The sequence below is a fragment of the Shewanella mesophila genome (assembly GCF_019457515.1).
GTDB lineage: Bacteria > Pseudomonadota > Gammaproteobacteria > Enterobacterales > Shewanellaceae > Shewanella > Shewanella mesophila.
This window is the reverse complement of record NZ_CP080421.1, coordinates 2,772,858-2,794,929: the sequence shown is the minus strand read 5'-3', so window position 1 is coordinate 2,794,929 and position 22,072 is coordinate 2,772,858. Positions and strand designations below refer to the sequence as shown.

Sequence of the window (22,072 nt, the reverse complement as noted above, 5' to 3'; positions counted from 1 at the left end):
AGATGTTTTGGAAAATGACCCAATATAGATTGTTGTCTATATTTATGTTCTTATTTCTTATAGTGGGGCCACTATCCACAACACAATGGAATAAAGTTGTTATTGTTTCTATTTTTTTATTAGCTTTAATGGTAATTTTTCTTAGTAGCTTACTGTCAAAGAAAAATAGATTTTGGTCTCTAGCTCTCTATTCTAACCTGTGTTATGTCGCAGCCTTTGTCATTTCCCTTTTTGCTATATTGCTCACGAGGGAGCATCTAACGGGTGAATATATTGACTCTGTCATAATTGGACGATTATTTACCTTTGTTACGGTTTTGATGATGGTCTACTTGGTGAATATATGGCTCGCATCTAGTGATGTAAAACAATTAGAAAAAGCCTTACGAGTTGCTTTCTTTGTTTTGTTAGTTTTCATTCTTCTTGGTATTTTGCAATTTATTGGTAATTTAGTTGGCGTTCCATTTTTTATCGAAACACGTGATTGGATGCATGGCGTTCCAAGTGCGATTCGCTCTGTAGTGCCTAAACGATTAACCTCAATCGCTGAAGAGCCTAACTTTCTATCGCCGCTATTAATAGAGTATTTAATTATTACTGGTTTAGTTATAGCCAGGAGAGATATTAAGTATACTCTTTATGCGTTAGGCCTCTTTGTCGTGCTTTTTTCATTTTCTGGTGGCGTGTATATCAATTTACTATTGCTCATTTTTGTATATGGGATCTTGTCTCTTTTTCGTAGTTTAATGAAAGGTGTGTTAAAGGGGCATGATTTTGTTTTTATCTTTGGCATGTTTCTTTGTTTTGTTTTCATCATTTTTGTTGGCGATATACTTTTAGAGTTTCTTTATTACAAGGTACAAGGTGAGACCGCTGGTCAATCTTCTCGTAGTCAATTTCTATCGTCTCTAATTCAACTGATAGCTAACAGTAGTTTTAACCAACTTATGTTTGGCCATGGTATGGGGACCATGGGGGTACTTACCGAATTTGGGCTTCCTAAAGAAGATTTCATATTTCGTATTACCAATAATTTTTATCTCGATATGTTGTGGGAGGGTGGTTTTGTAGGATTAAGCTTTATCATAATATTTTTCGCTCTATTGCTTTATCATGGGCTTAAGGGGTATATGAATGATAGATATGTTGAGGCAGGATTACTTCTTACAATACATATGGTTATAACTTCATTGTATCGCTCAGAATATTTAAGTACTCATTTTATTTGGGTATTGAGTTTGATTCTGGTGTGCTATCGACTCGGGCATATTAAGGTTAAGAAAAATTAATTAATTTTTAGATAACCTGTTTACGAGATCTATTTAGAATTTGAGTTATTAAGATATGAAAGATAATGATAGAAAGGTATCTGTATATATACCAACACATAACAGAAGCTGTCTTCTTTTTAGGGCTGTATATTCAGTTTTGAATCAAGATTATAAAAATATCGAAGTGATTATCTCCGATGACGGTTCAAGCGATGACACTCCTGATATCTGCAAAGATCTAATGTTACGCGATGATAGAGTGAAATATATTCGTTCTGATAAACCTCTCGGCGCTAATCATGCGAGAAACCTAGCAATACAGAACTGTACAGGTCACTTTGTAACGGGATTAGATGATGACGACTTTTTTTTGCCGACAAGGATTTCCACATTTATCAATAACTATAATGGCCAATATTCATTCTATTATTCTCAAAGAAAAGTAGTTTCTAAGGTTCATGCTAGAAATAGTGAAAATCAAAAAGGTCAACTCGATCTCGACCGTCTATTACATAAGAATTATGTTGGTAATCAGGTTTTTGTAGAGCGAAGTCGAATTGTTGAAGCTGGTTTATTTGATGAAGATTTACTCGCTTGGCAGGATTATGATTGCTGGATTAGAATCATGCAAAAGTTTGGCGATGCATATGGGCTTGATTCGGTTGACTATATAATGGATATAAGCCATGAAAGTGAGAGAATAAGCACTTCAAAAAAGGCCAAAATGGGTATCGAGCAGTTTATGTTTAAGTACAGGGATATTCTAAGTAAAAAACACCTAAAAACAATAGAAAGTGAATTGCTTATTATCTCTGGTAACAAGATTAAGGTTTTTGATCTATTCAGACTATTTAACACTCATAACATTAAAAGAATGCTTGTAAAGTTGGTACGTCAATGAGCGACTCTCCTTTAGTGTCTATCATTATGCCTGTTTATAATGGAGGAAAATTTTTAACTTCCGCTATAGACAGCATTTTGACCCAGTCTTATCCAAATCTTGAGTTAGTGATAATTGATGATGGCTCTCAAGATAGTAGTGAAAATGTTATCAAAGCTTTTCAACAAGCCGATGATCGAGTCAAGTTTATTAGTCGCGAAAATAGGGGGCTTGTGTATACCCTTAATCAGCTTATACAAATGGCTGAAGGTAAGTTTATTGCCCGTATGGATGCCGATGATATTGCTCATCCGAAGAGAATTGAGAAACAGGTTCAGCATCTGCTAAATGATAAGTCGGTCGCCCTGGTGGGAACTGGATACCATTATATTGATGAGAATGATAACAAGATTGGTAGCCGAAAAATTATTTGTGATGACGGGTTGTTGAAGGCATCTTTACTCTTTGGTTCTCCTTTTGCTCATCCTACGGTAATGTTTAATGTGGATGTTTGTGGGCACATATTAAATTACGATGCTGAATACAAACACGCAGAGGACTATGAACTCTGGCTTAGAATTAGTTGGCGAGAGCAGTTAAAGGTTGTCAATTTAGCTGATAAGTTACTGATGTATAGGGTACACTCTTCGAGTGTGTCGAGTGTGTATGGCGATGAGCAGTTAAACGCAGCTTATAGGGCCTTACGCCAATTTCCTATAATAGAGCACTATGAATTATCTGGTGGGGACATTAAACACTTGTTTAATAGTCAAAGTGGTAATTTATTTATTGAGTATTTAAGGTTGGTTAGAGCAAACGCTATGCATAAAACCTTGAATGCCAAAAGCTTAGGCATTCGCATTCTAATCGCGTTTATCACGCGAACTAGACTAAGTGTCTCCAAACGATTGAGAAAGTCATAATTAAATGCTCGAGATTAAACTGAGGTATCCCCATTTTGAAGGCAAACATGCATAAGTTATCTATTCTGATATCTACTTATAAAGAGCGAATATCTGCTGTAAAAGATGTTGTAAAACACAAGCATCCTAGTTTGTCGTATATTGTTGTGCATCAAGTAGAAACAGAACTGTTTCAAGATGAAGTTCAAAAGCTCTGCCATGACAGGCCTGATATACATTATATTGCGCTTGAAGGGATGGGCTTAGCTAAGAGCCGCAATGTGGCTATTGCGAATGCCGTTGGCGACTATATTTTGATTATGGATGATGACGTCACCTTGAAACCTGATATTTATCAGCTTGTTATAAATGCCTTTGATAAGCAGGAAAAAGCAGATCTCATCACCTTCCAAATTGCCGATACGGATACTGGAGCCTTACTCAAAGACTATCCGAAGGACATTATTGTTCATAATAGGAAAACTATTCTGAAGACTGGCTCTATTGAAATGGCCTGTAAGCTTGAATCGCTGCGAAATAGTCGAGTCTGTTTTCCTGAGTATCTTGGGGCTGGAACAAGCCTTCCTGCTTGTGAGGAACCGGTTTTTTTATCGAGATTAATCGATAAGAAGTTGCGTTTGGAGTCTTGTCCTCAAGTGATTGGTTATCACCCGAAACTTTCTTCTGGAAAAGTGTTTAATACAGAAGAAGCACTGCTTTGCCGAGGAGTTGCGTTCCGACAGATTTTCGGCGTGTTTTTGGGGATACCAGCAATCTGTTATTTTTATTTAAAAAATAGAAGTAAGTTTCAGCTTGAGGGGAAATTCTCGTTTATTTTGTTATTAAAGGGGTATTTTATGCCCGTTTCGAAGTGATGACGGGTTCGTCGATGAAAAATAAATTAGTGTCTGTTATTACTCCATCATTTAATTGCGCTGAAAGTATTGGTGCAACGATAAAGTCGGTCCAACAACAGGATTATGAGCATTGGGAAATGCTCATTGTCGATGATTGTTCAACTGATAATACTAGAGCTGTTGTACAAGCTTATGCTGATAAAGACCATAGAATAAAACTCATTACTCGTAAATGGAATGCAGGACCAGCTGTAAGCCGTAATAGGGGAATTAGTCATGCTAATGGTCGTTATATCGCTTTTCTTGATGCTGATGATATGTGGTATCCCAAAAAACTAAGCAAACAATTGACATTTATGGATAAACATAAAGTTGCTTTGTCTTATACCGCGTATCGCAGAGTTGATGAATCTGGTCGCGAGTTAGGTTTTATTATCCCCCCTGAAAAATTAACTTACGAAGAGTTGTTAAAGTGTTGTCGCATTGGTTGTCTTACAGCACTTTACGATACGAAACGCTTAAATGGTAAAGTGTATATGCCAAATATAGCAAAGAGACAAGATTTTGCGCTCTGGCTTAAAATTATGCGACAGATTGGCGATGCTCATGGGTTAACAGAGGTACTAGCCGACTATACTGTGGCCGCGAATAGTGTCTCTTCGAATAAAATAATTGCTGCTAAGTATCAGTGGAGAGTATACCGCGAAGTAGAAAAGTTACCGTTTCTACCTTCGTTTCGATATTTCTGCTTTTATGCGTTAAATGGATTTTTCAATCGAATTTGATGCTAGTTATGGTATGAAAGTGCAGTTTTGCGGGGTTTTGTTTCTTAAATCGATTGAACTAAATCTGTAATTAATGATCAGATCGACATCATTCACAGACTCATAAATCAACCGTGTCGAAGCCCGCTATAAAACAACTAACTGGAAACAGTACAATCAAGCATTGATTAACCGTGGTTCGCTGACCTTCTGGATTGATGAGAAAGTCATCTCTGCTTGGAAGGCCATAACTAAATTCGGCAAAAAAGGTCGGCCGCTTGTGTTTAGTGATTTAGCAATCACCACCGCGCTCATGGTAAAGCCAACCAAAATCGGAACACTGGTCAAAGAAGACGGAATATACAGTTAGTTCGATTTAGGAAACAAAGCAGTTTTACGGCGAAGATAGTAACTATTACGATTTAGTAATTATTCGAAATGTACTATTCTGCTTAAGCGTTTTGATCTATTTCTGTAAACTCCCTGGTTTTCTCTAGTTCTATAAAAGCAAGGGGGCAGCACAATAAACAAAAAATGCTAGGTGCCAAATTAAATATATAAGCGAGTGAATGGTATCCTCCCGAATTGATATTAATGTTATTAATTTTTTTGCAGGTAAGTAATTGTTATGTCGGATAGGTGATATTACAGACCACATATAGTTAGTGATGACTTAATGGAATTAATGTGACTTTTCGTTTGCTTGCAATTTAACTACTCCTTATAATGGCAATCCTAATAATTAGGGAGTATATATGTCACAACAAAAAATTCTGCTTGCGGGCTGTCATAGCTGTGCGAATCGTGGGGACGCAGCTATTTTACGTGGTATAGTGGATACTATTTCTGCGTCTTACCCTAATGCTCATATTGAAACGTTAACCCGTTTCCCCTCAGCTGGTAGGTTTAACCTGCCTGAGCATACCTTTCTTACAGACCGTATGTTCGAGTACTATTTAAACCCAAACAGTAAATTTTTTGCTCGAGTTCAACATCGTTTTTTACCAGAAATTTTAGACTGGGTATCTAGGTTTCGTGGGCGTTTTAGCTTTATGTTACCTGAAGCGTTTAGGTTACAACTTAATAAGATCGTGGAGTATGATCTTGTTGTTATGGTTGGTGGTTCTTACTTTGTTGATTATTATGGTACTAATAACTATGACATCATGCAGTTAGCAAAAGCTAAAGATGTTCCTGTCATCGTTCTTGGGCATAGTATTGGACCATTTTCTATCGATCGATTTAATAAGATTACCCAATCAATTTTGTCCCGTACTGACGCGATTGTTTTGCGAGAAAGTGAAACTAAAAAAATGATTGAGAAAGCTGGCTTTACCAACTTTAATCTTATAAATGGTGGAGATTGTGCGTGGTTAGTGGAACCTAAACGTGTCAAACTGCCTGCGCATATTCAAGAGCAATTAGGCCATAATACCGTTGCAATTACTGCTCGTAGTCTAGCTCCATTTGATAAGCGATTAGGCATAACGCAAGATCAATTTGAACAAAAAATGGCAAATTTAGTTAATTGGTTAAACGAACGAGGTCATCCAGTCATTGCTGTTAATACTTGTACAAATCTTGATTCATATCATAATGATGATCGTGTTGTTAAACAATGTATTAACAAATATGTTCGTAATACTGAAATGTTCTACATAATTCAAGATGAACTAAATGATCTAGAAATTGGAAATGTTTTAGGTCAATGCCAATTGACAATTGGTACCCGACTACATAGTGCAATTATTTCTATGCGATTTGGCACACCTGCGTTTGCCATTTTTTATGAACACAAATCAAAAGGTGTTTTAGAGCAGCTTAATTTCGATGATCGCTCTATTTGGATCCGTGATGTTGATGCTGATGATACCTTTAAAAAAATATCTTACGTGCTTGATAATATTGAATCTGTAAAGGAGAAATGTGCTCAACATGTAAATGATGAAGTACAATTTACTAAGCGTGTAGCATTAGAAGTTATTGGAAAGTATTTATAATTATAAAGCAAAAAATTGCGTGGATGTCCTTGTCTAAGGAATCCCCAGATAATTTCTTTTACAACCAATTTGTAGACACGCATGGTGCTGTTTGATCTAATCAATTTCGCCAAAACAAACTAGAACAACACCATGCGCGTCATTACAATACTACATGGTATCAAGCGTATTGACCATTTGCTCGGTAATTACCACCTGAATACACCGACTTGCGATATGTTAAATCAAATTTATTCACTAGTTCGATAATAGATAATACTATGAAGGGGTATTTATGTTATTAAGAAAGATCTTAGGTTGTTCATTATTTATATCATTGACAATGAGCCTTGCGCAAGCTGACGTTAAAATTGAGGAGGTGGCATATGTTGATTCGAGTAACCAAGCTGGCTGGTGGGTGCCATTATCCTTAAAAGGAGATGATGCTTATTTTGCTTTTAATTCTATTGGTACATCTAATGGAAATCACAAAGTTAAAATTGCAAAACGTGATCAGAATGGTGACTACACTGAAGGTTACATAAAAAATGCTGACGGCAGTCACTGGGTACATAATGATGATATTGGTCATGACCAACCCACAGTTGCAGTTGATGGCGATGGTTATGTTCATGTGTTTGCAGATCATCATAGTGACACAGATGGTTTTAGATATTTCCGTTCTGAAAGTCCTGAGAGTGTAGCTAAGATTAAACGTAATACAGATATAGGCTTCAGTTCAGGTCAATACACATACCCTGTTGCTACGACAGCACCAGATGGCGATGTTTATGTAATTGTCCGCGATGTTAGTGGAGAGGACATAGGTAAAGGGTTGTTATTCCGTTGGGATACTAATACTCAAATATGGAGTTTGCTTACCACCTTTGCATCACAAACCAATACTCGTGTTTATCCTGATGATGTTGCTGTCGATGAGAATGGCGATGTTCATATAATTTGGGAATGGTCTTATGACCACCCTAGAGCAGATCGCCATTATGGTAGTTACGTGAAATATGAGCCTGACACTGGCAAAACTAGAACTGCTGATGGGACTGAAGTTGCCAGCCCAGTAACCTTATCTACACAAGGGATTTTTTATCAAGGGCTAGAATCTGGTGAAAGCTTCACATCAAACAATGTAGGTAAAGGTCTGCAATCAGCTAAGTTAGCTTTAGGTGAGGGAAATAGACCTAGTGTTGTGTATAGGTATCGTACCAATAATACAAGTAACGGTAGCCGTGATTATGAAGTTTTCCATATTCGCTGGAATGGCGACTCGTGGGTAGATAGAACTAGTTTATTCAGCACACAAGATACTATTGCTGCTTTAGGCCATACTCTTGTTGGTAATCGAGTTAGAACATACTATGTTAGTGATGATAAACAAATTCGTGTAGCGGAAAAAAATGGTGATGGCTCTTGGAGCCATTATTCTATAGCGCCTAATAAACATATTGAACGAATCAGAGTGCAAACGAAAAACACAGGGTTAGATGTTGTTTATGCAACAGCACCAACAGAAGTTAGCTTTACTGAAGGTAAGTTATATGCATTGTTTGCTGGTGATGATTTATCTACAGATATCCCTCTACCTGCTTCTCCCAACCCAGTGAATGCATCAGTCTCTAACGGTAATGATATTACCATTACCTGGAGTAGTGTCAGCAATGCGGACTATTACGAAAGGGAATATCGTTCAGCTACCAGTAATTGGGCTTGGACATATCGAAAGACATATACTGCCCCGCAAACGTCGGTGACCTATACCAATCAACCAGCCAGAACATCTGAGTACCGTGTTCGCGCATGTAATGACACCGGATGTTCTCCCTGGAATACCTCAAACAGGATTAATGTAAGTGTACCTATTCCTATTTCTCCCAACCCAGTGAATGCATCAGTCTCTAACGGTAATGATATTACCATTACCTGGAGTAGTGTCAGCAATGCGGACTATTACGAAAGGGAATATCGTTCAGCTACCAGTAATTGGGCTTGGACATATCGAAAGACATATACTGCCCCGCAAACGTCGGTGACCTATACTAATCAACCAGCCAGAACATCTGAGTACCGTGTTCGCGCATGTAATGACACCGGATGTTCTCCCTGGAATACCTCAAACAGGATTAATGTAAGTGTACCTATTCCTATTTCGTAAGCGTCCGAGTAAATACGCCTTCAACACCTTTCATTGATCGAAGAAGTTCCCTACTATTAACAAAGTATGATCCCGCCCTGGCTTCAGATAGGCTTACTTGTTGATTATGATGACGTAGTCAAATTTGTCGCTAAGATAGAAGTCAATACAGTAACTGCGATTGATATAAGTAATGGTATAGCTATTGTTTTTATGAAAGTGCGTTGAGTATCAAGTTTGAGTGTGTAACTAAAGTAGAAACTTGATAAAAGAGTCAGAAAAACTTGAATGGCAGACAGAGTTATCGCAACCGTTAATGCACTGCCGTTCAGTGCTGCGATGCTAATGGCTAATGTCATAATAATACCAGCGATGATGTTCCACCCGAATTCGATATCACTCCGTCCTCTTGATTGAGCTAATGCTGCAAATACACCACCTAATGGTCTTATCATGCCAAATAGTCCTAGAATGGCCAGTAGTGTTGCACTTTCTAGGTAGCGAATGCCATATAAGAGTAAAATGATCGGGTAGGCAAGTAGGCTGATAAAAGCGTAAATCAAACAATTGCACCAGCTTAATACTTGTATAGTCTTTATATGTAATTGGCTCGTCTTAGCATCGTTTTGTTGATTTATCGCAAATCTTGGTAACAATAGTCTAGAAATCAATGGACCAATGAAGCGTATTGGTTTCATTATAAGTTCTTTAGCGATAGAGTAAAAACCTAACACCTCCATTCCCAGTAATTTTCCTAAAATAATTTGATCTGCTTGTGTTCTTAATTGATTAATGACTTGAGAGCCTACTTGATATATACCAAACTTACATGCAGGGAGGACTATTGACCACTCTGGTTTATAAGAAAATTTAAAATCATTAGATCTAAAGGTAGAAAAAAGAATAAGTTTTATGATGGCATTAACAATGGTTCCATATATTATGGCAATAATATTTATTTCGAACAAAAAAAGATAAAAAATAACAAATGAAAAGCTGATAATACGTGCAACTATCTCAATTTTTGCAAGTGATTTTTGTTTGAAATTTCGGACTAAGCTTGCTTGAAATAATGAACACACACCTATTATGGCAAAATTTACTGAAGCAGTAGAAAGAAGATGTGTAAGTTTGGGTTGTTGATAAAATTGACTGATGAAGGGGGAAATAACAACTGTTATTACAGCTAATGAAATACCAATACATAGACTAACAAATAGTAGCGCAGAGTTTTCGCTAGATGTTGTATTTTGCCGATGTATAAGATAATTACTAAGCCCCATATCTTGAAATACCAGTACAAGTGCAATAGCAATATTTGCTATTGCAAGCAGTCCGATCTCATCTACTGTGACTAATCTAGCTAGAATGACCATTTGAGTCATTTGTACGATAGCTGTCACGACACTGGAGATTAGGGTCCAACTCGCTTGTTTTTTGAGTTGACTCACTTTGTATTATTCCTTAGCAAGTCGGCTAGTTGATCATAAATATGTTTTTGGTTGTAAATATCTAAAATTGTTTGTAACGCGGTAGCCTTGATCTGTGCAAGATTGTGTTTTCCATTAACTATTTCAGTTAATATGGTCGCCAATGCGTTAGGATCTCGTTCGGGGACTAAATAGCCACTGTGATTATTTTCAATCAGTTCTGGAATTCCACTGTGTAATGTGGATAAACAGATGACGCCCTTGGCCATAGCCTCCATTAACGCAACTGGAATGCCTTCCATATCTCCAGATTCTGCGGTAACGCTTGGTAGGATAAATACATCTGTATTTTCTAAATGTTGGTTAATTGCGTTTGGATCTTGATAGCCCAGTAATGTCACCGAATTTTTTAGCCCCAGCTCGCGAATTAATTGCAGATGATTGTCGAATAAAGGACCTGTACCAATAATATTATATTGGAAATCAATGTTGGCAGCCTGTAAAAGTTTCATCGCTCGTATCGAATACTCTAATCCTTTTTTCTCTGAGTGACGTGCGACGGTGAGCAATTGCAAAGGCGAGTGGAGTTTTACTTGGGGGTTGAAGGTAAAACAATCAGCATCGATCCCCATACGATTAACAAGAATTTTTTCTGCTGGACAGCCAAATTCTAATAGTTTTTGTCGCCATAACTCACTGATAGGAAGTGCTATAATCTCTTTTTTAAATAGACGTTGATATGCAGGTAAATATTTTTTTAGTACATTTTTGTGGCTAATGTCATACCCATGAAAAACGGGATAGAGTTTGCCAGACAAGCAGCCAAGCTCAATTAAGTCATCGGCAATAATGGCACTAGGGCCAAAGTGAGCAACAATGGCATCGGCTTCAAAGTGGCTTCTTTTTTTGATGAGATTGGCATAGTTAACAAAACCAAAGTTTTTATCTTTCAACTTTCTCATCATTATTTTCCTGAAATTTGAATTAGTCAGAGAAAAGAGAATGTTTTTAAGTTGTACATAGCGCTTGTTAATACTGCCGTCAGATACATCTGTGAGGCAAGTGGTTCGAGATATTAGATCGTGGCGTTTAATGATTTCGATATCTTTGGCTTCACCCTGTTTCAGGGTAATGATCTGAATATCAATACCGCGTTCAATTAGTCCATTGATTTGATTAATGATAAATGTTTCTGAGTAGCATGGAAACTCACTTAGGAAATAGATGACTTTCATAATATTTCCTTTAATGCTGTTTCTACCAATTTGATGTTTGGTGCTGTTCTCGATATCCAACAGATCAACCCTCTGAGAATTGCTGAATCACCTCGGCTTCCACAAGTATGATTTCCAGCAATTAGTACTCGTTTATTGTTCATTTTGTCAGTCTCACAGCGTTGTCCTATCTATAAAAGGGGGGCATTTTACGATGATGCTAGCGTAGGCTCAAGTAATACAGTTGATAGTTTAATTCGTTTGTTGCTGTCAAAAGGAAAATAGATAAGAAGTCAGTGCTTTTGTTTGGAGCTATCTGGCAAGGATTTTGTCGCAAAGGTTTTCACTAAGAGATCGCGTATTACGCATTTTACTAAGTCAGCCAAATATTACCGATAATTGCTGAATCTTTAACAAGGTGAACACAAGAGAACGCGGTTATTTTGACCACTTTTAATACTCACATGACTCAATCATATTCATTCCATCAAACACCTAGTGGTAACTTGATTTTAGTGAAAGCTTTCCGTCATAATAGGCGCCGATATCACCATCATCAAAGCCAGTTGTTTAATCATAAATAGCCTTTCTTTTCCAGATGCATTTCATTCCTTATAGGCTTGATACTGTATAGGTTTATATAGGGTATTAGCTTTGGTTTTGTAGGCTTTATGATTCGCTAGAGAATCATGTTTTTACTATTGTTTTTTTAATCGATAATAATTATCAGGTAATCAAGAATTATGAGAAGTAAAAGATTTTTAAATCAGGGTTTTACGTTAATTGAACTACTCATTGTTATGGTCATTCTTGGCCTTCTGGCATCTCTTGTTGCGCCACAGATGTTTTCTAAAGTGGAGTCTTCGCGTCGAGGTACGGCATCAGCACAAATGCAAATGCTAGCGACGTCTCTTGATGCTTATCGATTGGATGTTGGTAAATATCCCGATAATCTAACTGAATTGAGACAGAGCACTAATAAAAAATGGGATGGTCCCTATTTGCCGCGAGACGTTCCTTTCGATCCGTGGGGTAATCCTTATGTTTACCGTTTCCCTGGTAATAATGGTCCATTTGATATGATTAGCCTAGGTGCCGATGGTCGTGAAGGTGGAGAAGGCGAGAATGCCGATATCGAGTATAAGTAAAGCCAACGATCAAGAGGCATCAACTTCTCAGGCTAGTTTAGACCAAGGTAGTGGTATTGTTCGTTTTTTAAAAGAGAAAGAAATTGTTTCCCACGACCAACTCCAAAGAGCACTAGATTATCAACAAGAGTTAGGTGGCCGAATAGAGAAGATTTTGATTAACTTAGGCGTTATACAAAAAGATGAATTAACCTCTTTGTATGCCGACTACTTATCACTACCTTTATTCACTTCCGATATCGAACTATCACTGACACCAGAATTTATATTGTCACTTGATGTCAGTAAAGGTGTTGAGGAAGGTATTCTACCTTTCGCTCAAGGAGGCCGTGACGGCTTGCTATCAGTGGCCGTTTTAGATCCTCTTAATATCCAAATTTATGAATTATGGATTGATTCTGAATTTGATTTAGATGTCCATCTTGCGACGCAATCGCAGTTTGATGAATTACGCATTAAGTTATTGGCAGAGCGTAGCTCCGAACAAAAATTGACAAGTGTAAAAGGTGGTAATGAACTAGAACGCCTACGTGAGCTGGCGTTTGGTGCTCCTACGGTTAATCTTGTAAATAGTTTAATCGTAAAAGGCATTAAACTTCGTGCTTCAGATATGCATATTGAACCTTATAAAGGTCAATATCGTGTGAGATATCGAGTAGATGGTATTTTACACTTGAGTGAGAATATCCCAATTGATCTGCAGTTGGGGGTTATATCTCGTATAAAAATATTGTCTGGAATGGATATTGCTGAAAGGCGAAAGCCGCAAGATGGTAAGATTGAAACCAGTGTCGCAGGAAAAGAGCTAGATATCCGTGTCTCTTCGCTGCCCTTAGGCGAAGGCGAAAGTATGGTTATGCGTTTTCTGCTTAAGGAGTCTGTTAGCTTTGGTTTAGATACCATTGGTTATGAGCTTGATTTGATTTCTCGAATTGAAAAAGACTTAGCAAGAACCACTGGTGTTATCTTGATGACAGGGCCAACAGGCTCCGGCAAAACAACCAGTTTGTATTCTTTTTTGGCAAAGTTAAATCAACCGGCTGTTAAAATTATTACACTTGAAGATCCTATCGAATATCAACTTGACGGCATTAATCAAGTACAAGTAAACACTGAAATTGGATATGATTTTGCGAAAGGCCTACGAAGTATTGTGCGTCAGGATCCTGATATTATCATGATAGGTGAAATTCGCGATCATGAAACAGCAAGGATTGCAATGCAATCATCTTTAACTGGGCATTTAGTTTTCAGTACAGTACATACTAACGACGCACCAACCACCTTCACTCGATTATTAGACTTAGGTGTCGAAGAGTTTCTATTGAATGCGTCTGTCATATCGATTATGGCGCAGCGTCTAGTCAGAACATTGTGTCCAAACTGTAAAGTGCCAGACCCAAATGTTCAGCACCTACTTGAGCTACCTGAAGTGAACCATATTGCTAAGCAATATGGAGTCTCTCATCCGCATATTTGTATTCAAAAAGGTTGTGAAAGCTGCGGTGGTAGTGGCTTTAAAGGTCGGATGGCAATTCTTGAATACTTACCGAATAATATAGAAGTACAATCAATGCCTAAAGATCACACTTTTATAGAAAAAGTTCGAGAGTTTAGAATTGAAAATAATTTGCGAACATTAAAAGAGGATGGGCTGCTTAAGGTCTTGAATGGTGTGACCACCTATGAAGAAGTGATGCGGGTGGCTGGCTAATGCAAACGTGGGAATTCGAGGCGTTAGATAAATCGGGTGCAAAAGTAAGAGGGCGAATTCGGGCTGAGTCTGAATTCGCTGCGCTACTAATAGTAAAAGAAAAGGAGTTACATCCATTATCGGTACACGAGAAAAAGGTTGAAAGTGGTTTATTTAATCGAATAAGTAATGGTGAATTAGAACAGTTAGTTATGGAGTTGTCCTTGCTGTTGCGCAATGGTGTACAGCTTGATAGGGCATTTGAGATGATGTCCGATTCTAATGCAAATAGCACTGCTGCTGCGATGCTGGCGGAGATAACAGAGTCGGTGCGAGGTGGCCATTCGCTCCATATCGCTTTTGCTAAATATCCTCGTTATTTTAACAATCTATTTTGTCAGATGGTTCGTATTGGTGAAGAGTCAGGCAAACTTGCAATTACCCTAGAGCGACTTGGGAAAAACTTAAAATTCCAAAACGAGCTACAAGGAAAAGTTAACCAAGCTATGATCTATCCTGGCTTTATTTTTATGGTTTGTATGGTCGCGCTTTTTGCTATTTTTAACTTTATTGTTCCTAGTATGGAGGGGCTGTTTCATAATATGAAGCATGTTCCAAGTTACACTCAGTTTCTTATCGACACGAGTGCATGGATGCGCAGAAATCAGTTTTTCTTAGGTATCTTTATAGCGGGAATGGGTATATTTGCGCTGCTCTCATATCGTAAACCCTGGTTTAAAAATACGGCATTAGCAGTGATGCGCAAGCTCCCTTTATTGCGCACTGGACTGTTATTTAGTGAACGAATTCGTTATATATCAGCGATGCACTTGATGTTGCAAAGTGGACTACCGTTAGCGCAAGCTCTCGCTTTTTCTGTACCGGTAGTTACGGATGTCAAATTGCAAAAGCAGCTCAGCCGGGTGAAAGAACAAGTTTCACAAGGGTGGATGCTTTCTGATGCGTTAGCATCAACTGATATTTTAGAACCTGTGATGTTGTCACTGATTAGAGTCGGTGAAGAAAGTGGTAATTTAGAAGGAGTATTTGGTGAGATAACTGAACGTTCTCGATGGCGTTTTGAGCAATGGGCTATCAAATTGACCAGTATGTTAGAACCCATTTTAATCATTGTTATGGGAGGCATGGTCGGCTCAGTTGTTGTTACCATGTTGCTCAGTATTGTGTCTACGTCAGATGTACCACTTTAAAACTAAAAATGGCTTCACTCTTATCGAGCTGCTTGTCGTGATGCTGTTGTTATCATTGAGCATGAGCATTATTTTACCGTTAACAGTCGATAATGTAGAAAAGTCACGAATATCGGGTGAAATTCAACTTATCGATTTGTTTATTCAAGAGGTGAGGCGTGATAGCTTTTTTTTGCAGCAACCTATACAGGTAAAATTTATTGGCAAACAAATTACCGCGCTTGCTAAAGATTATGATAAAACGCTAAAGACAGAACACATAGCGTTTGATAATGTTCGAGTTCAATTTGAACCGACTGGTGCAAGCCCGACAGAAAAAGTCGCTGCCGCAGTAGACTCCAGACGATGGGAATTAAGTTTTGAAGAGAAAAAAACAGTCTGGAATGACCCTGATTGAGGTGTTAATAGCATCGATCATTTTGTTTATGGCGTTGGGACTTGTTGGCGTTGTCTATCAACAAAATTTTGATACCCAACGGCGCACGCAGCAGTATTTAAAAGAAGCGAGAGTCGTGCAATCGCTGATGGCTGCGATTCGCTTTGCATTGCAACAAGGGGATACCGAAGGGAAATTGAATATGGTGGGGATGCCATATAGTTGGAAAGCAGAGTTAATTGAAGCGAAACCAGAGATTAATTCAGTTAGCCCAGAAACTGGTTTGCCAGAGAGTGGCAGCGGTAAGCTACATCTTTTTAGTATCGAAGTGACGAATGAAAACACTCAACATAATTTTGAATTTAAGCAGGCTGTATGGTTAAGCAACAGGGTATGACACTTCTCGAAATGTTGATTGCTATGTTGATCATGTCGTCTGTGATGATGTTATCGAGTAGCGCTTACTCTTATTACATTGCTGGGTTCCAAAATAAGCAAAAGCAGGTTGAAAAGTCACTTGATCTATTATTTAAAGAATCTCGTTGGCAGGAGCAGTTAACATCAGCTTTTTATTATCTATACAAATCACCTAATGGACGATTTGTTCCTTTTTTTAAAGGCAACCATACCGATATTTTTTGGGTAAGTCGGACTGGCTTAAGTCAACAGGACCAAGCTGCGCAGTCGTGGCTTGGAATCTTAGATGGTCAATTCACTTATTGTGAACAATCATTATCAGTTGATCTGGTTCAAAGTGGTGTATTTGATGCCGAAGCACTTTGTGAAAACTTCAAGTTGCCGCTTTATCCCGCAGAGGCAATCAAAATAACCTATTTCGGTTATAAATCGCGAATGGATAAATATAATGCGATGTCGGAGTTTTTACCTTTGGCATCGCGTCCCCAACCTAGTTGGTCTGAAACATATCAAGGAAAAGAGCTGGAACTTTTACCCGATTGGGTCAAAATCCAAATTTTCGAAGATCGTAATGCTAAAGAAAATCTAGAATATTGGAGTAATATTCTTGATAACGACCCTAATAAGTTAAGGTACTTTACGGGGGCCCTTGATGCTTAAACAGCGTGGTATGGCATTGTTGTTAGTGCTAATGATAACCACGATCATATCAGTCGTTATTACGGTACAACAATATACTATTCGCTCAACACTGAATTTGGCACAGCAAGCCAAAGATTTTGTCGCAGCAAGAGGCAGACTTGAGTCCACAAAGGAAGAACTAATATATCGGCTTTCTACGAGTCTATTATGGCTTTACGGGCCATCACCTCAGTTAAGTGTAAAATCAGGTTTTCCCGAAGCAACAAATTTTTATGGGAAATCATTTGATTATAGTGGCGTCACCGTTAAACTGACCGACCTTTCAGGTCTAACTTCAGTTTTGCCATTTAATGAAGCAACTTGGAGGGGGTTGTTAGCTTATGGTGGGGCGACAAACATTGATAATATTATTGCGGCGTTGAAAGATTGGTATGATGAGGATGATTTTTTACATCTCAACGGTGCTGAAAAGAGGGATTATAAGCAGCCTGGATTACCGCGCAACGACCTTCCTCAGTCTATTGCCGAATTAGCATTGGTTAAGGGGATGACGCCGACCGTATGGGCAAAAATCTCGCCGTATCTTGCATACATCTCGGGTGATCAACTAAATGCTGATTTTGTTCCTGAAGAAACTCTTGAGGTTATGATGGGTGAATATCGTGCAGGTTTAGCAAGAGATGCTCGTAAAAACTGGCAAGATGTTAACGAGGCTATAGAGCGTCAGAGTGGAGAACAGAGCACCTTTTATCCATCTAAAAGGCTCAAGGTCGAAATGACCTCTCGAGTCAATAATGTTGCATATCACATTTCGTTTGTGCTGATCAGAGTTAATGGAACAGAACGGATAACACAAATAGCAGAGAGAAAAATTGAGTATTCTAAGGTTGTATCAAATTGAATTGGTTTAATTTTGCGTTCGGAGACATGAGATGGCTGAGATCTTCCGATACCAACAAAACAAAAAATAGCCTATGCCAAACTGTCGTACTCAATCGAGGAAGTTATCAAGAAGAAATCCGCAATTATAAATGCGGATTTCTTGATTTAATTAAATTGATTCGCAATGAGTCTAAGTTACTGGCTGGTGGAAGTCATAAAGTGTTGTGGTTTATTCGGTCCGCGAATAGCCAAGATTACACCGTTTGTTTTGCAGTGATTAAAGCTGATGTCTACAAAAGTTTACCTGACGGTATCAGCTTATTGCTACCTGAAACATGGCTGATGTATGCCAAGTTAATCCCAGAACAGTTGTACCGAATTGGTGGGAACAAACCCTATTGGGCGTTTTTACACAAGGACGGTGATCTTAATATTACGTCCATAGCCGGATTAATGGTTGATCCACGTAACTTTTTAGATGCGTTAGGCGTGACCAGTCAGCAAGAAGCCATTGTGCTTGACCGTGAACAGCTATTGATATCTGAAGAAGTTACTGTAAAACCTCGAATGTTGCTTGGCTTGTTTCACTATCAAGCAAATAATCGTTTACCTTCGCTTAATTGGAAAAAGTTATCAGCCATTGGTGTTGCTGCAGTGGCTTGTTATATGGCTATTATTTCTTCTTGGGCATCATGGCGCGAGTATCAGCTAGAACAAGATGTCACTCAGTTAAGGAGTGAAGCAAACGCGGTTTTTCAGCGACAAGAACAGTTAGAAACACAGCTAGAACTTGTAGAGTCATATAAAAGTTTTCTTGATAAGTATCCATCACAAACCGAGATCATACATACATTTGTTAAAGATCTTGGTGACATTGCTACCTTGGAAAATATCCAAATCCGCGGTGCGTTGGTCCAATTAACCGGACAAACGGCATCAGCGACAGAGGTATTAGCAAAATTCAGTGCTTCGCCTCACTGGGCTGAAGTGCGGTTCGACAGGCAGGTTCAGCGTAGAAAAGAGATTGATTATTTTACGATCAGTATGGTTTTTCGTCCTGAGAGTATTATAGAGGAGGTATCGAAATGACAACTTCTCGTAATAAATACAGTTTGTTAATCATATTACTACTAGTGATTATTAAATTTGTCTTCGTACCATGGGTGCAATGGATAAACGAAAAAACGGATAACATAGCGCGGTTATCGGCAAATGTTGAACGTTTTTCTCAGACAAAAAATCGCAGCAAACAGCTTGAAGTGTTAGCGGATAACATAGAGAAAAGTTACCAAGTGTTGGACACTAATTGGATAACAACTAAAGACTCCATGGCATCAGTTGAAATTTTACGCACATTACAGTCGCAAGCTAAAAAAATGGGAGTTGAACTTAAAAATACCAACGTAAAGCCAAGAACGGATTCAACTATTCCTGGCTATCCAGTTAGCTTATATATGTCAGGAACACCAGAAGTGTTGATGAGTTATTTAGAAGCGCTCGAATCGGGCACTCCTATGCTTAGAATAGTGCAAACAACCGTCCGTAAACAGAATATGAAGGTTAAGATACTCACTGCAAATGTTGAGTTGGTTGTTATCGCAAGCTTACCGCAGTCGGATGTGGGAGGTAGTGAATGAAATCAATGATGCTCAAGCTTGGAATGCTCAGACGCGGTGATTTATTCGTTTTGTTCATTCTTTTTATTAGCTTTTTTTTACACGGACTATCATTGATCATTAGCTCATATCCCGATAAAAAACAGCGCAACGAACGTGAGTTAACCCAAGTTCCAACCATAGAACTGATTGAGCACAACAGTAGCCTTGAAAATAAACGAGCGTTTAGTAGTTCATTTGCCATAACGCCAACCTTGAGTAATGAAACTGGTGAAGCGGTAGAAGATAAAGTTGAAAGTTTGCTGGATTATTCACCGAAGTTAGTTGCAGTTTATAGGATTGCCGATACCCTCAAGGCAAAAGTGATGACCGTTAAAGACGGGCAGACCGAGTTTCATAACCTTAGTATCGGTGATGAACTATTTGGCTTTAAGTTAGCACAACTTACATTGCGTACAGCGTCGTTTAACGGACCGGATGAAGCGACGCTTGAATTAAAAATGTTTATCGATAATGACGCATCTAAGTAATTGGCGTTTGGGAAAAGAATCAATGAAAACAGTACACATTATAACAAAAAGTCTATTTGCATTCGGTGTGATGAGCTTCTTATCGTCATGCGCGTCTTTGAGTCCAGCGATCAACCCTCCTATTGATGAGTCGTTTGAAGTTGATGGTTCATTCTTGCACACAGATGGAAATAATCTAGAGCAAAAGAAAGAAAGGCAAGACTATAAAAAGCCAGAGTTGGCCTTTTCTGAGCAAGTTATTAACTCCATGGATGAGTTGAAAACGGGCTCACCACTATTGACGCAAACACCGGTATTTTCCTCTAGCGAACCATTAAAGGTCGCACTTAACGAGATGGAGATCCCTCAACTTGTACACTATGTCTTTGGTGAGGTGTTATCCATCAGCTATGTTATGTCATCTGACGTTGAACGTATGCGTGACAAAACAGCGTTAAATTTGCAAAAAGAAGTCACTCCCGATGAGCTTTACGAAATCACGCGTAAGATATTGGCTCAACATAAAATTGAGGTGTACTCAAAAAACAATATTGTCTATTTAGATAAAAGCAGATCAAGCGTGGCAAACCGCTCTGTTGGTATCGGTGGAGAAGCTGCAGATTTACCGCCCACAGGCGATGATATCGTCCAGTTAGTCCCTTATACCTATAATTCATCAAGAGCGGTGATCAGTATTTTACAAAAGCTAAGCAATGCTAAAGCTTATCCTGACACGGCTAACCGATTATTAGTGGTTGAAGGCAGTCGCGCGGATGTTGAACGTGCGCTACAGGTAATCGCTATGCTCGATGTCCCCCATGCGCGAGGGCGTGATATACGTTTATTAAGCTTGGTGTATTTAACCCCGGATGAATTAATGGAGCAGTTGTCCGAGCTGATGCAAGCCGAAGGGCTGGTTATTGGTGAGGATATCGCCATGGTGCCACTTAATCGACTCAATGCTGTGGTGGTCTATTCTGGTTCGTCGGTGCTGGGCAAGCGTGTTTCTATGTGGGCGCGAAAAATTGATGTGGCAACGGGCGGCGAGTCAGAGCGCTTTTATGTCTATCGTCCTCAATTTGCTAAAGCGGTCGACTTAATTAAGAGTATTGATATCTTATTCCCCCGCACTCCAACTCCTGTTGCGTCCAGTCGTGGAGTTGATGATAAAGCTGGGCCAGCTGCGGTGGCCCCTGCCAATATGGAGGGCAGCATTAAAGTGACCGCCGATGAATCACAAAATGCGATTGTGATCCATGCTACGCCAAATAAATACCATGAAATTATGAACTTGCTAGAGCAGTTAGATAGGCTGCCTGGTCAAATTGCATTACAGGTCATTGTTGCAGAAGTTGAATTGGGCAACAATGCACAGCGTGGTATTGACTGGTTTTACAACGAAAAGGGCATCAAAGGCGGCAATATGGGTACAGTCGATCTCAATGCTTCCGCTAGTAGCCTAGTTATGGATGCCGTCAGAGGCGACTGGAAGGTTGCACTGAGTTTATTGGCTAGTAAAACCGATGTGAGAGTGCTATCGCGTCCCTATTTAGTCGTAAGAGATGGTGAAAGTGCTAGCATCAACTCAGGTGTTCAAATACCAGTACAAACCGAAACGACAAGTAGTGATACAAACCCAGATGTTAGTCGAACTTCTGTGCAATACCGTTCTACAGGTATTTCATTATCTGTGTTGCCAACCATAAATGCCGACGGATTAGTCAGTTTAGAAATCTCTACAGAGACCTCAAATGTACCAGCATCATCTTCTGGTGAAGATAAGCTCACACCGGCAATCACGAGCCGTAGTATTAGCACCAGTGTATTTGCGGCCGATGGGCAGACAGTTATCTTGGGTGGATTGATTCAAGAAAATACCACAGTTACTGATAGCCAAGTACCATTACTTGGTGACATTCCGCTACTTGGTAACTTATTTCAAAACAAAGGAAATGAGAAAAGTCGCAGTGAATTGATGATCCTTATTACCCCACGGATTATCAGAGATACTGTCGATCTAGATGATTTTGGTAAAAAGTTATCAGAGCTATATAGTTTCCCTGTTAATATCAACTAATATCTGTTGGTTACTTTTTTGCGACGCCCTATCATAACGATAGGGCGTTTTTTGTTAC

20 protein-coding genes and 1 pseudogene are annotated in these 22,072 nt (G+C 38.9%); 19 read left to right on the top strand and 2 right to left on the bottom strand.

Annotation, left to right across the window (positions count from 1 at the left end):
• The first annotated feature begins 14 nt into the window (after positions 1 to 14).
• From K0I73_RS12345 to K0I73_RS12310, 8 genes and pseudogenes are all read left to right on the top strand, one after another.
• Positions 15 to 1,289, top strand: a complete 1,275-nt coding sequence (locus K0I73_RS12345; protein WP_220061400.1) for a hypothetical protein — start codon at positions 15 to 17, stop codon at positions 1,287 to 1,289.
• A 55-nt stretch (positions 1,290 to 1,344) separates the two neighbouring features.
• Positions 1,345 to 2,172: a glycosyltransferase gene (locus K0I73_RS12340; protein ID WP_220061399.1), complete on the top strand. Its 828-nt coding sequence runs from the start codon at positions 1,345 to 1,347 to the stop codon at positions 2,170 to 2,172.
• Positions 2,169 to 3,074 carry a glycosyltransferase gene (locus K0I73_RS12335; RefSeq protein WP_220061398.1) on the top strand — a complete coding sequence of 302 codons (906 nt, stop codon included), beginning with the start codon at positions 2,169 to 2,171 and terminating at the stop codon, positions 3,072 to 3,074. The genes K0I73_RS12340 and K0I73_RS12335 overlap by 4 nt, the downstream gene beginning before the upstream one ends.
• 47 nt (positions 3,075 to 3,121) lie before the next feature.
• Positions 3,122 to 3,928, top strand: coding sequence for a glycosyltransferase (locus K0I73_RS12330; RefSeq protein WP_220061397.1), 807 nt, complete (start codon positions 3,122 to 3,124; stop codon positions 3,926 to 3,928).
• 14 nt (positions 3,929 to 3,942) lie between these two features.
• Positions 3,943 to 4,695: a glycosyltransferase family 2 protein gene (locus K0I73_RS12325; RefSeq protein ID WP_220061396.1), complete on the top strand. Its 753-nt coding sequence runs from the start codon at positions 3,943 to 3,945 to the stop codon at positions 4,693 to 4,695.
• Positions 4,696 to 4,801: 106 nt separating this feature from the next.
• Positions 4,802 to 4,996, top strand: a pseudogene (locus tag K0I73_RS12320) (transposase); the annotation flags it as partial.
• Between the two features lie 433 nt (positions 4,997 to 5,429).
• Positions 5,430 to 6,674 (top strand): polysaccharide pyruvyl transferase family protein, encoded by a 1,245-nt coding sequence (locus tag K0I73_RS12315; protein WP_220061395.1) that lies wholly within the window; start codon positions 5,430 to 5,432, stop codon positions 6,672 to 6,674.
• A 274-nt stretch (positions 6,675 to 6,948) separates the two neighbouring features.
• Positions 6,949 to 8,820: a BNR-4 repeat-containing protein gene (locus tag K0I73_RS12310; RefSeq protein ID WP_220061394.1), complete on the top strand. Its 1,872-nt coding sequence runs from the start codon at positions 6,949 to 6,951 to the stop codon at positions 8,818 to 8,820.
• Between the two features lie 104 nt (positions 8,821 to 8,924).
• On the opposite strand, the gene K0I73_RS12305 is transcribed toward K0I73_RS12310, so the two are convergent.
• Together K0I73_RS12305 and K0I73_RS12300 are read right to left on the bottom strand one after the other, a co-directional pair.
• Positions 8,925 to 10,250 (bottom strand): MOP flippase family protein, encoded by a 1,326-nt coding sequence (locus K0I73_RS12305; RefSeq protein ID WP_220061393.1) that lies wholly within the window; start codon positions 10,248 to 10,250, stop codon positions 8,925 to 8,927.
• Entirely contained in the window at positions 10,247 to 11,464 is a 1,218-nt protein-coding gene (locus K0I73_RS12300) for a glycosyltransferase (RefSeq protein WP_220061392.1), read from the bottom strand. Before K0I73_RS12300 ends, K0I73_RS12305 begins: the two co-directional genes overlap by 4 nt.
• 722 nt (positions 11,465 to 12,186) lie before the next feature.
• Here K0I73_RS12300 and gspG point away from each other — a divergent pair.
• Genes gspG through K0I73_RS12245 form a run of 11 tightly spaced genes read left to right on the top strand, consistent with a single transcriptional unit; the run spans position 12,187 to position 22,014 of the window.
• Complete coding sequence (gene gspG / locus K0I73_RS12295; protein WP_220061391.1) at positions 12,187 to 12,591, top strand: type II secretion system major pseudopilin GspG; 405 nt, start codon at positions 12,187 to 12,189, stop codon at positions 12,589 to 12,591.
• A complete protein-coding gene (locus K0I73_RS12290; protein WP_220061390.1) occupies positions 12,569 to 14,305 on the top strand; it encodes a GspE/PulE family protein in 1,737 nt (578 codons plus the stop codon). The genes gspG and K0I73_RS12290 overlap by 23 nt, the downstream gene beginning before the upstream one ends.
• Positions 14,305 to 15,495 carry a type II secretion system F family protein gene (locus K0I73_RS12285; protein WP_220061389.1) on the top strand — a complete coding sequence of 397 codons (1,191 nt, stop codon included), beginning with the start codon at positions 14,305 to 14,307 and terminating at the stop codon, positions 15,493 to 15,495. Before K0I73_RS12290 ends, K0I73_RS12285 begins: the two co-directional genes overlap by 1 nt.
• Positions 15,482 to 15,892 (top strand): prepilin-type N-terminal cleavage/methylation domain-containing protein, encoded by a 411-nt coding sequence (locus tag K0I73_RS12280; RefSeq protein ID WP_220061388.1) that lies wholly within the window; start codon positions 15,482 to 15,484, stop codon positions 15,890 to 15,892. Before K0I73_RS12285 ends, K0I73_RS12280 begins: the two co-directional genes overlap by 14 nt.
• Positions 15,855 to 16,268, top strand: coding sequence for a type II secretion system protein (locus tag K0I73_RS12275; protein ID WP_220061387.1), 414 nt, complete (start codon positions 15,855 to 15,857; stop codon positions 16,266 to 16,268). Before K0I73_RS12280 ends, K0I73_RS12275 begins: the two co-directional genes overlap by 38 nt.
• Positions 16,247 to 16,948, top strand: a complete 702-nt coding sequence (locus K0I73_RS12270; protein ID WP_220061386.1) for a prepilin-type N-terminal cleavage/methylation domain-containing protein — start codon at positions 16,247 to 16,249, stop codon at positions 16,946 to 16,948. Before K0I73_RS12275 ends, K0I73_RS12270 begins: the two co-directional genes overlap by 22 nt.
• Positions 16,941 to 17,831, top strand: a complete 891-nt coding sequence (locus K0I73_RS12265) for a type II secretion system minor pseudopilin (protein WP_220061385.1) — start codon at positions 16,941 to 16,943, stop codon at positions 17,829 to 17,831. The genes K0I73_RS12270 and K0I73_RS12265 overlap by 8 nt, the downstream gene beginning before the upstream one ends.
• Entirely contained in the window at positions 17,828 to 18,901 is a 1,074-nt protein-coding gene (locus K0I73_RS12260; protein ID WP_220061384.1) for a hypothetical protein, read from the top strand. The genes K0I73_RS12265 and K0I73_RS12260 overlap by 4 nt, the downstream gene beginning before the upstream one ends.
• A complete protein-coding gene (locus tag K0I73_RS12255) occupies positions 18,898 to 19,449 on the top strand; it encodes a GspMb/PilO family protein (RefSeq protein ID WP_220061383.1) in 552 nt (183 codons plus the stop codon). The genes K0I73_RS12260 and K0I73_RS12255 overlap by 4 nt, the downstream gene beginning before the upstream one ends.
• Positions 19,446 to 19,958, top strand: a complete 513-nt coding sequence (locus K0I73_RS12250; protein ID WP_220061382.1) for a hypothetical protein — start codon at positions 19,446 to 19,448, stop codon at positions 19,956 to 19,958. The genes K0I73_RS12255 and K0I73_RS12250 overlap by 4 nt, the downstream gene beginning before the upstream one ends.
• A 22-nt stretch (positions 19,959 to 19,980) precedes the next feature.
• On the top strand, positions 19,981 to 22,014 hold the full coding sequence (locus K0I73_RS12245) for a secretin GspD/PilQ domain-containing protein (RefSeq protein WP_220061381.1): 2,034 nt from the start codon (positions 19,981 to 19,983) through the stop codon (positions 22,012 to 22,014).
• The last annotated feature ends 58 nt before the right edge of the window (positions 22,015 to 22,072 follow it).

Bases quoted from the DNA above. Each gene is read 5' to 3' on its own strand.
- K0I73_RS12345 (WP_220061400.1), top strand. From the start codon at position 15: ATGACCCAATATAGATTGTTGTCTATATTTATGTTCTTATTTCTTATA.
- K0I73_RS12270 (WP_220061386.1), top strand. From the start codon at position 16,247: ATGGTTAAGCAACAGGGTATGACACTTCTCGAAATGTTGATTGCTATG.
- K0I73_RS12280 (WP_220061388.1), top strand. From the start codon at position 15,482: ATGTACCACTTTAAAACTAAAAATGGCTTCACTCTTATCGAGCTGCTT.
- K0I73_RS12310 (WP_220061394.1), top strand. From the start codon at position 6,949: ATGTTATTAAGAAAGATCTTAGGTTGTTCATTATTTATATCATTGACA.
- K0I73_RS12330 (WP_220061397.1), top strand. From the start codon at position 3,122: ATGCATAAGTTATCTATTCTGATATCTACTTATAAAGAGCGAATATCT.
- gspG (WP_220061391.1), top strand. From the start codon at position 12,187: ATGAGAAGTAAAAGATTTTTAAATCAGGGTTTTACGTTAATTGAACTA.
- K0I73_RS12290 (WP_220061390.1), top strand. From the start codon at position 12,569: ATGCCGATATCGAGTATAAGTAAAGCCAACGATCAAGAGGCATCAACT.
- K0I73_RS12300 (WP_220061392.1), bottom strand. From the start codon at position 11,464: ATGAAAGTCATCTATTTCCTAAGTGAGTTTCCATGCTACTCAGAAACA.
- K0I73_RS12315 (WP_220061395.1), top strand. From the start codon at position 5,430: ATGTCACAACAAAAAATTCTGCTTGCGGGCTGTCATAGCTGTGCGAAT.
- K0I73_RS12255 (WP_220061383.1), top strand. From the start codon at position 18,898: ATGACAACTTCTCGTAATAAATACAGTTTGTTAATCATATTACTACTA.
- K0I73_RS12325 (WP_220061396.1), top strand. From the start codon at position 3,943: ATGAAAAATAAATTAGTGTCTGTTATTACTCCATCATTTAATTGCGCT.
- K0I73_RS12250 (WP_220061382.1), top strand. From the start codon at position 19,446: ATGAAATCAATGATGCTCAAGCTTGGAATGCTCAGACGCGGTGATTTA.
- K0I73_RS12265 (WP_220061385.1), top strand. From the start codon at position 16,941: ATGCTTAAACAGCGTGGTATGGCATTGTTGTTAGTGCTAATGATAACC.
- K0I73_RS12245 (WP_220061381.1), top strand. From the start codon at position 19,981: ATGAAAACAGTACACATTATAACAAAAAGTCTATTTGCATTCGGTGTG.
- K0I73_RS12285 (WP_220061389.1), top strand. From the start codon at position 14,305: ATGCAAACGTGGGAATTCGAGGCGTTAGATAAATCGGGTGCAAAAGTA.
- K0I73_RS12335 (WP_220061398.1), top strand. From the start codon at position 2,169: ATGAGCGACTCTCCTTTAGTGTCTATCATTATGCCTGTTTATAATGGA.
- K0I73_RS12340 (WP_220061399.1), top strand. From the start codon at position 1,345: ATGAAAGATAATGATAGAAAGGTATCTGTATATATACCAACACATAAC.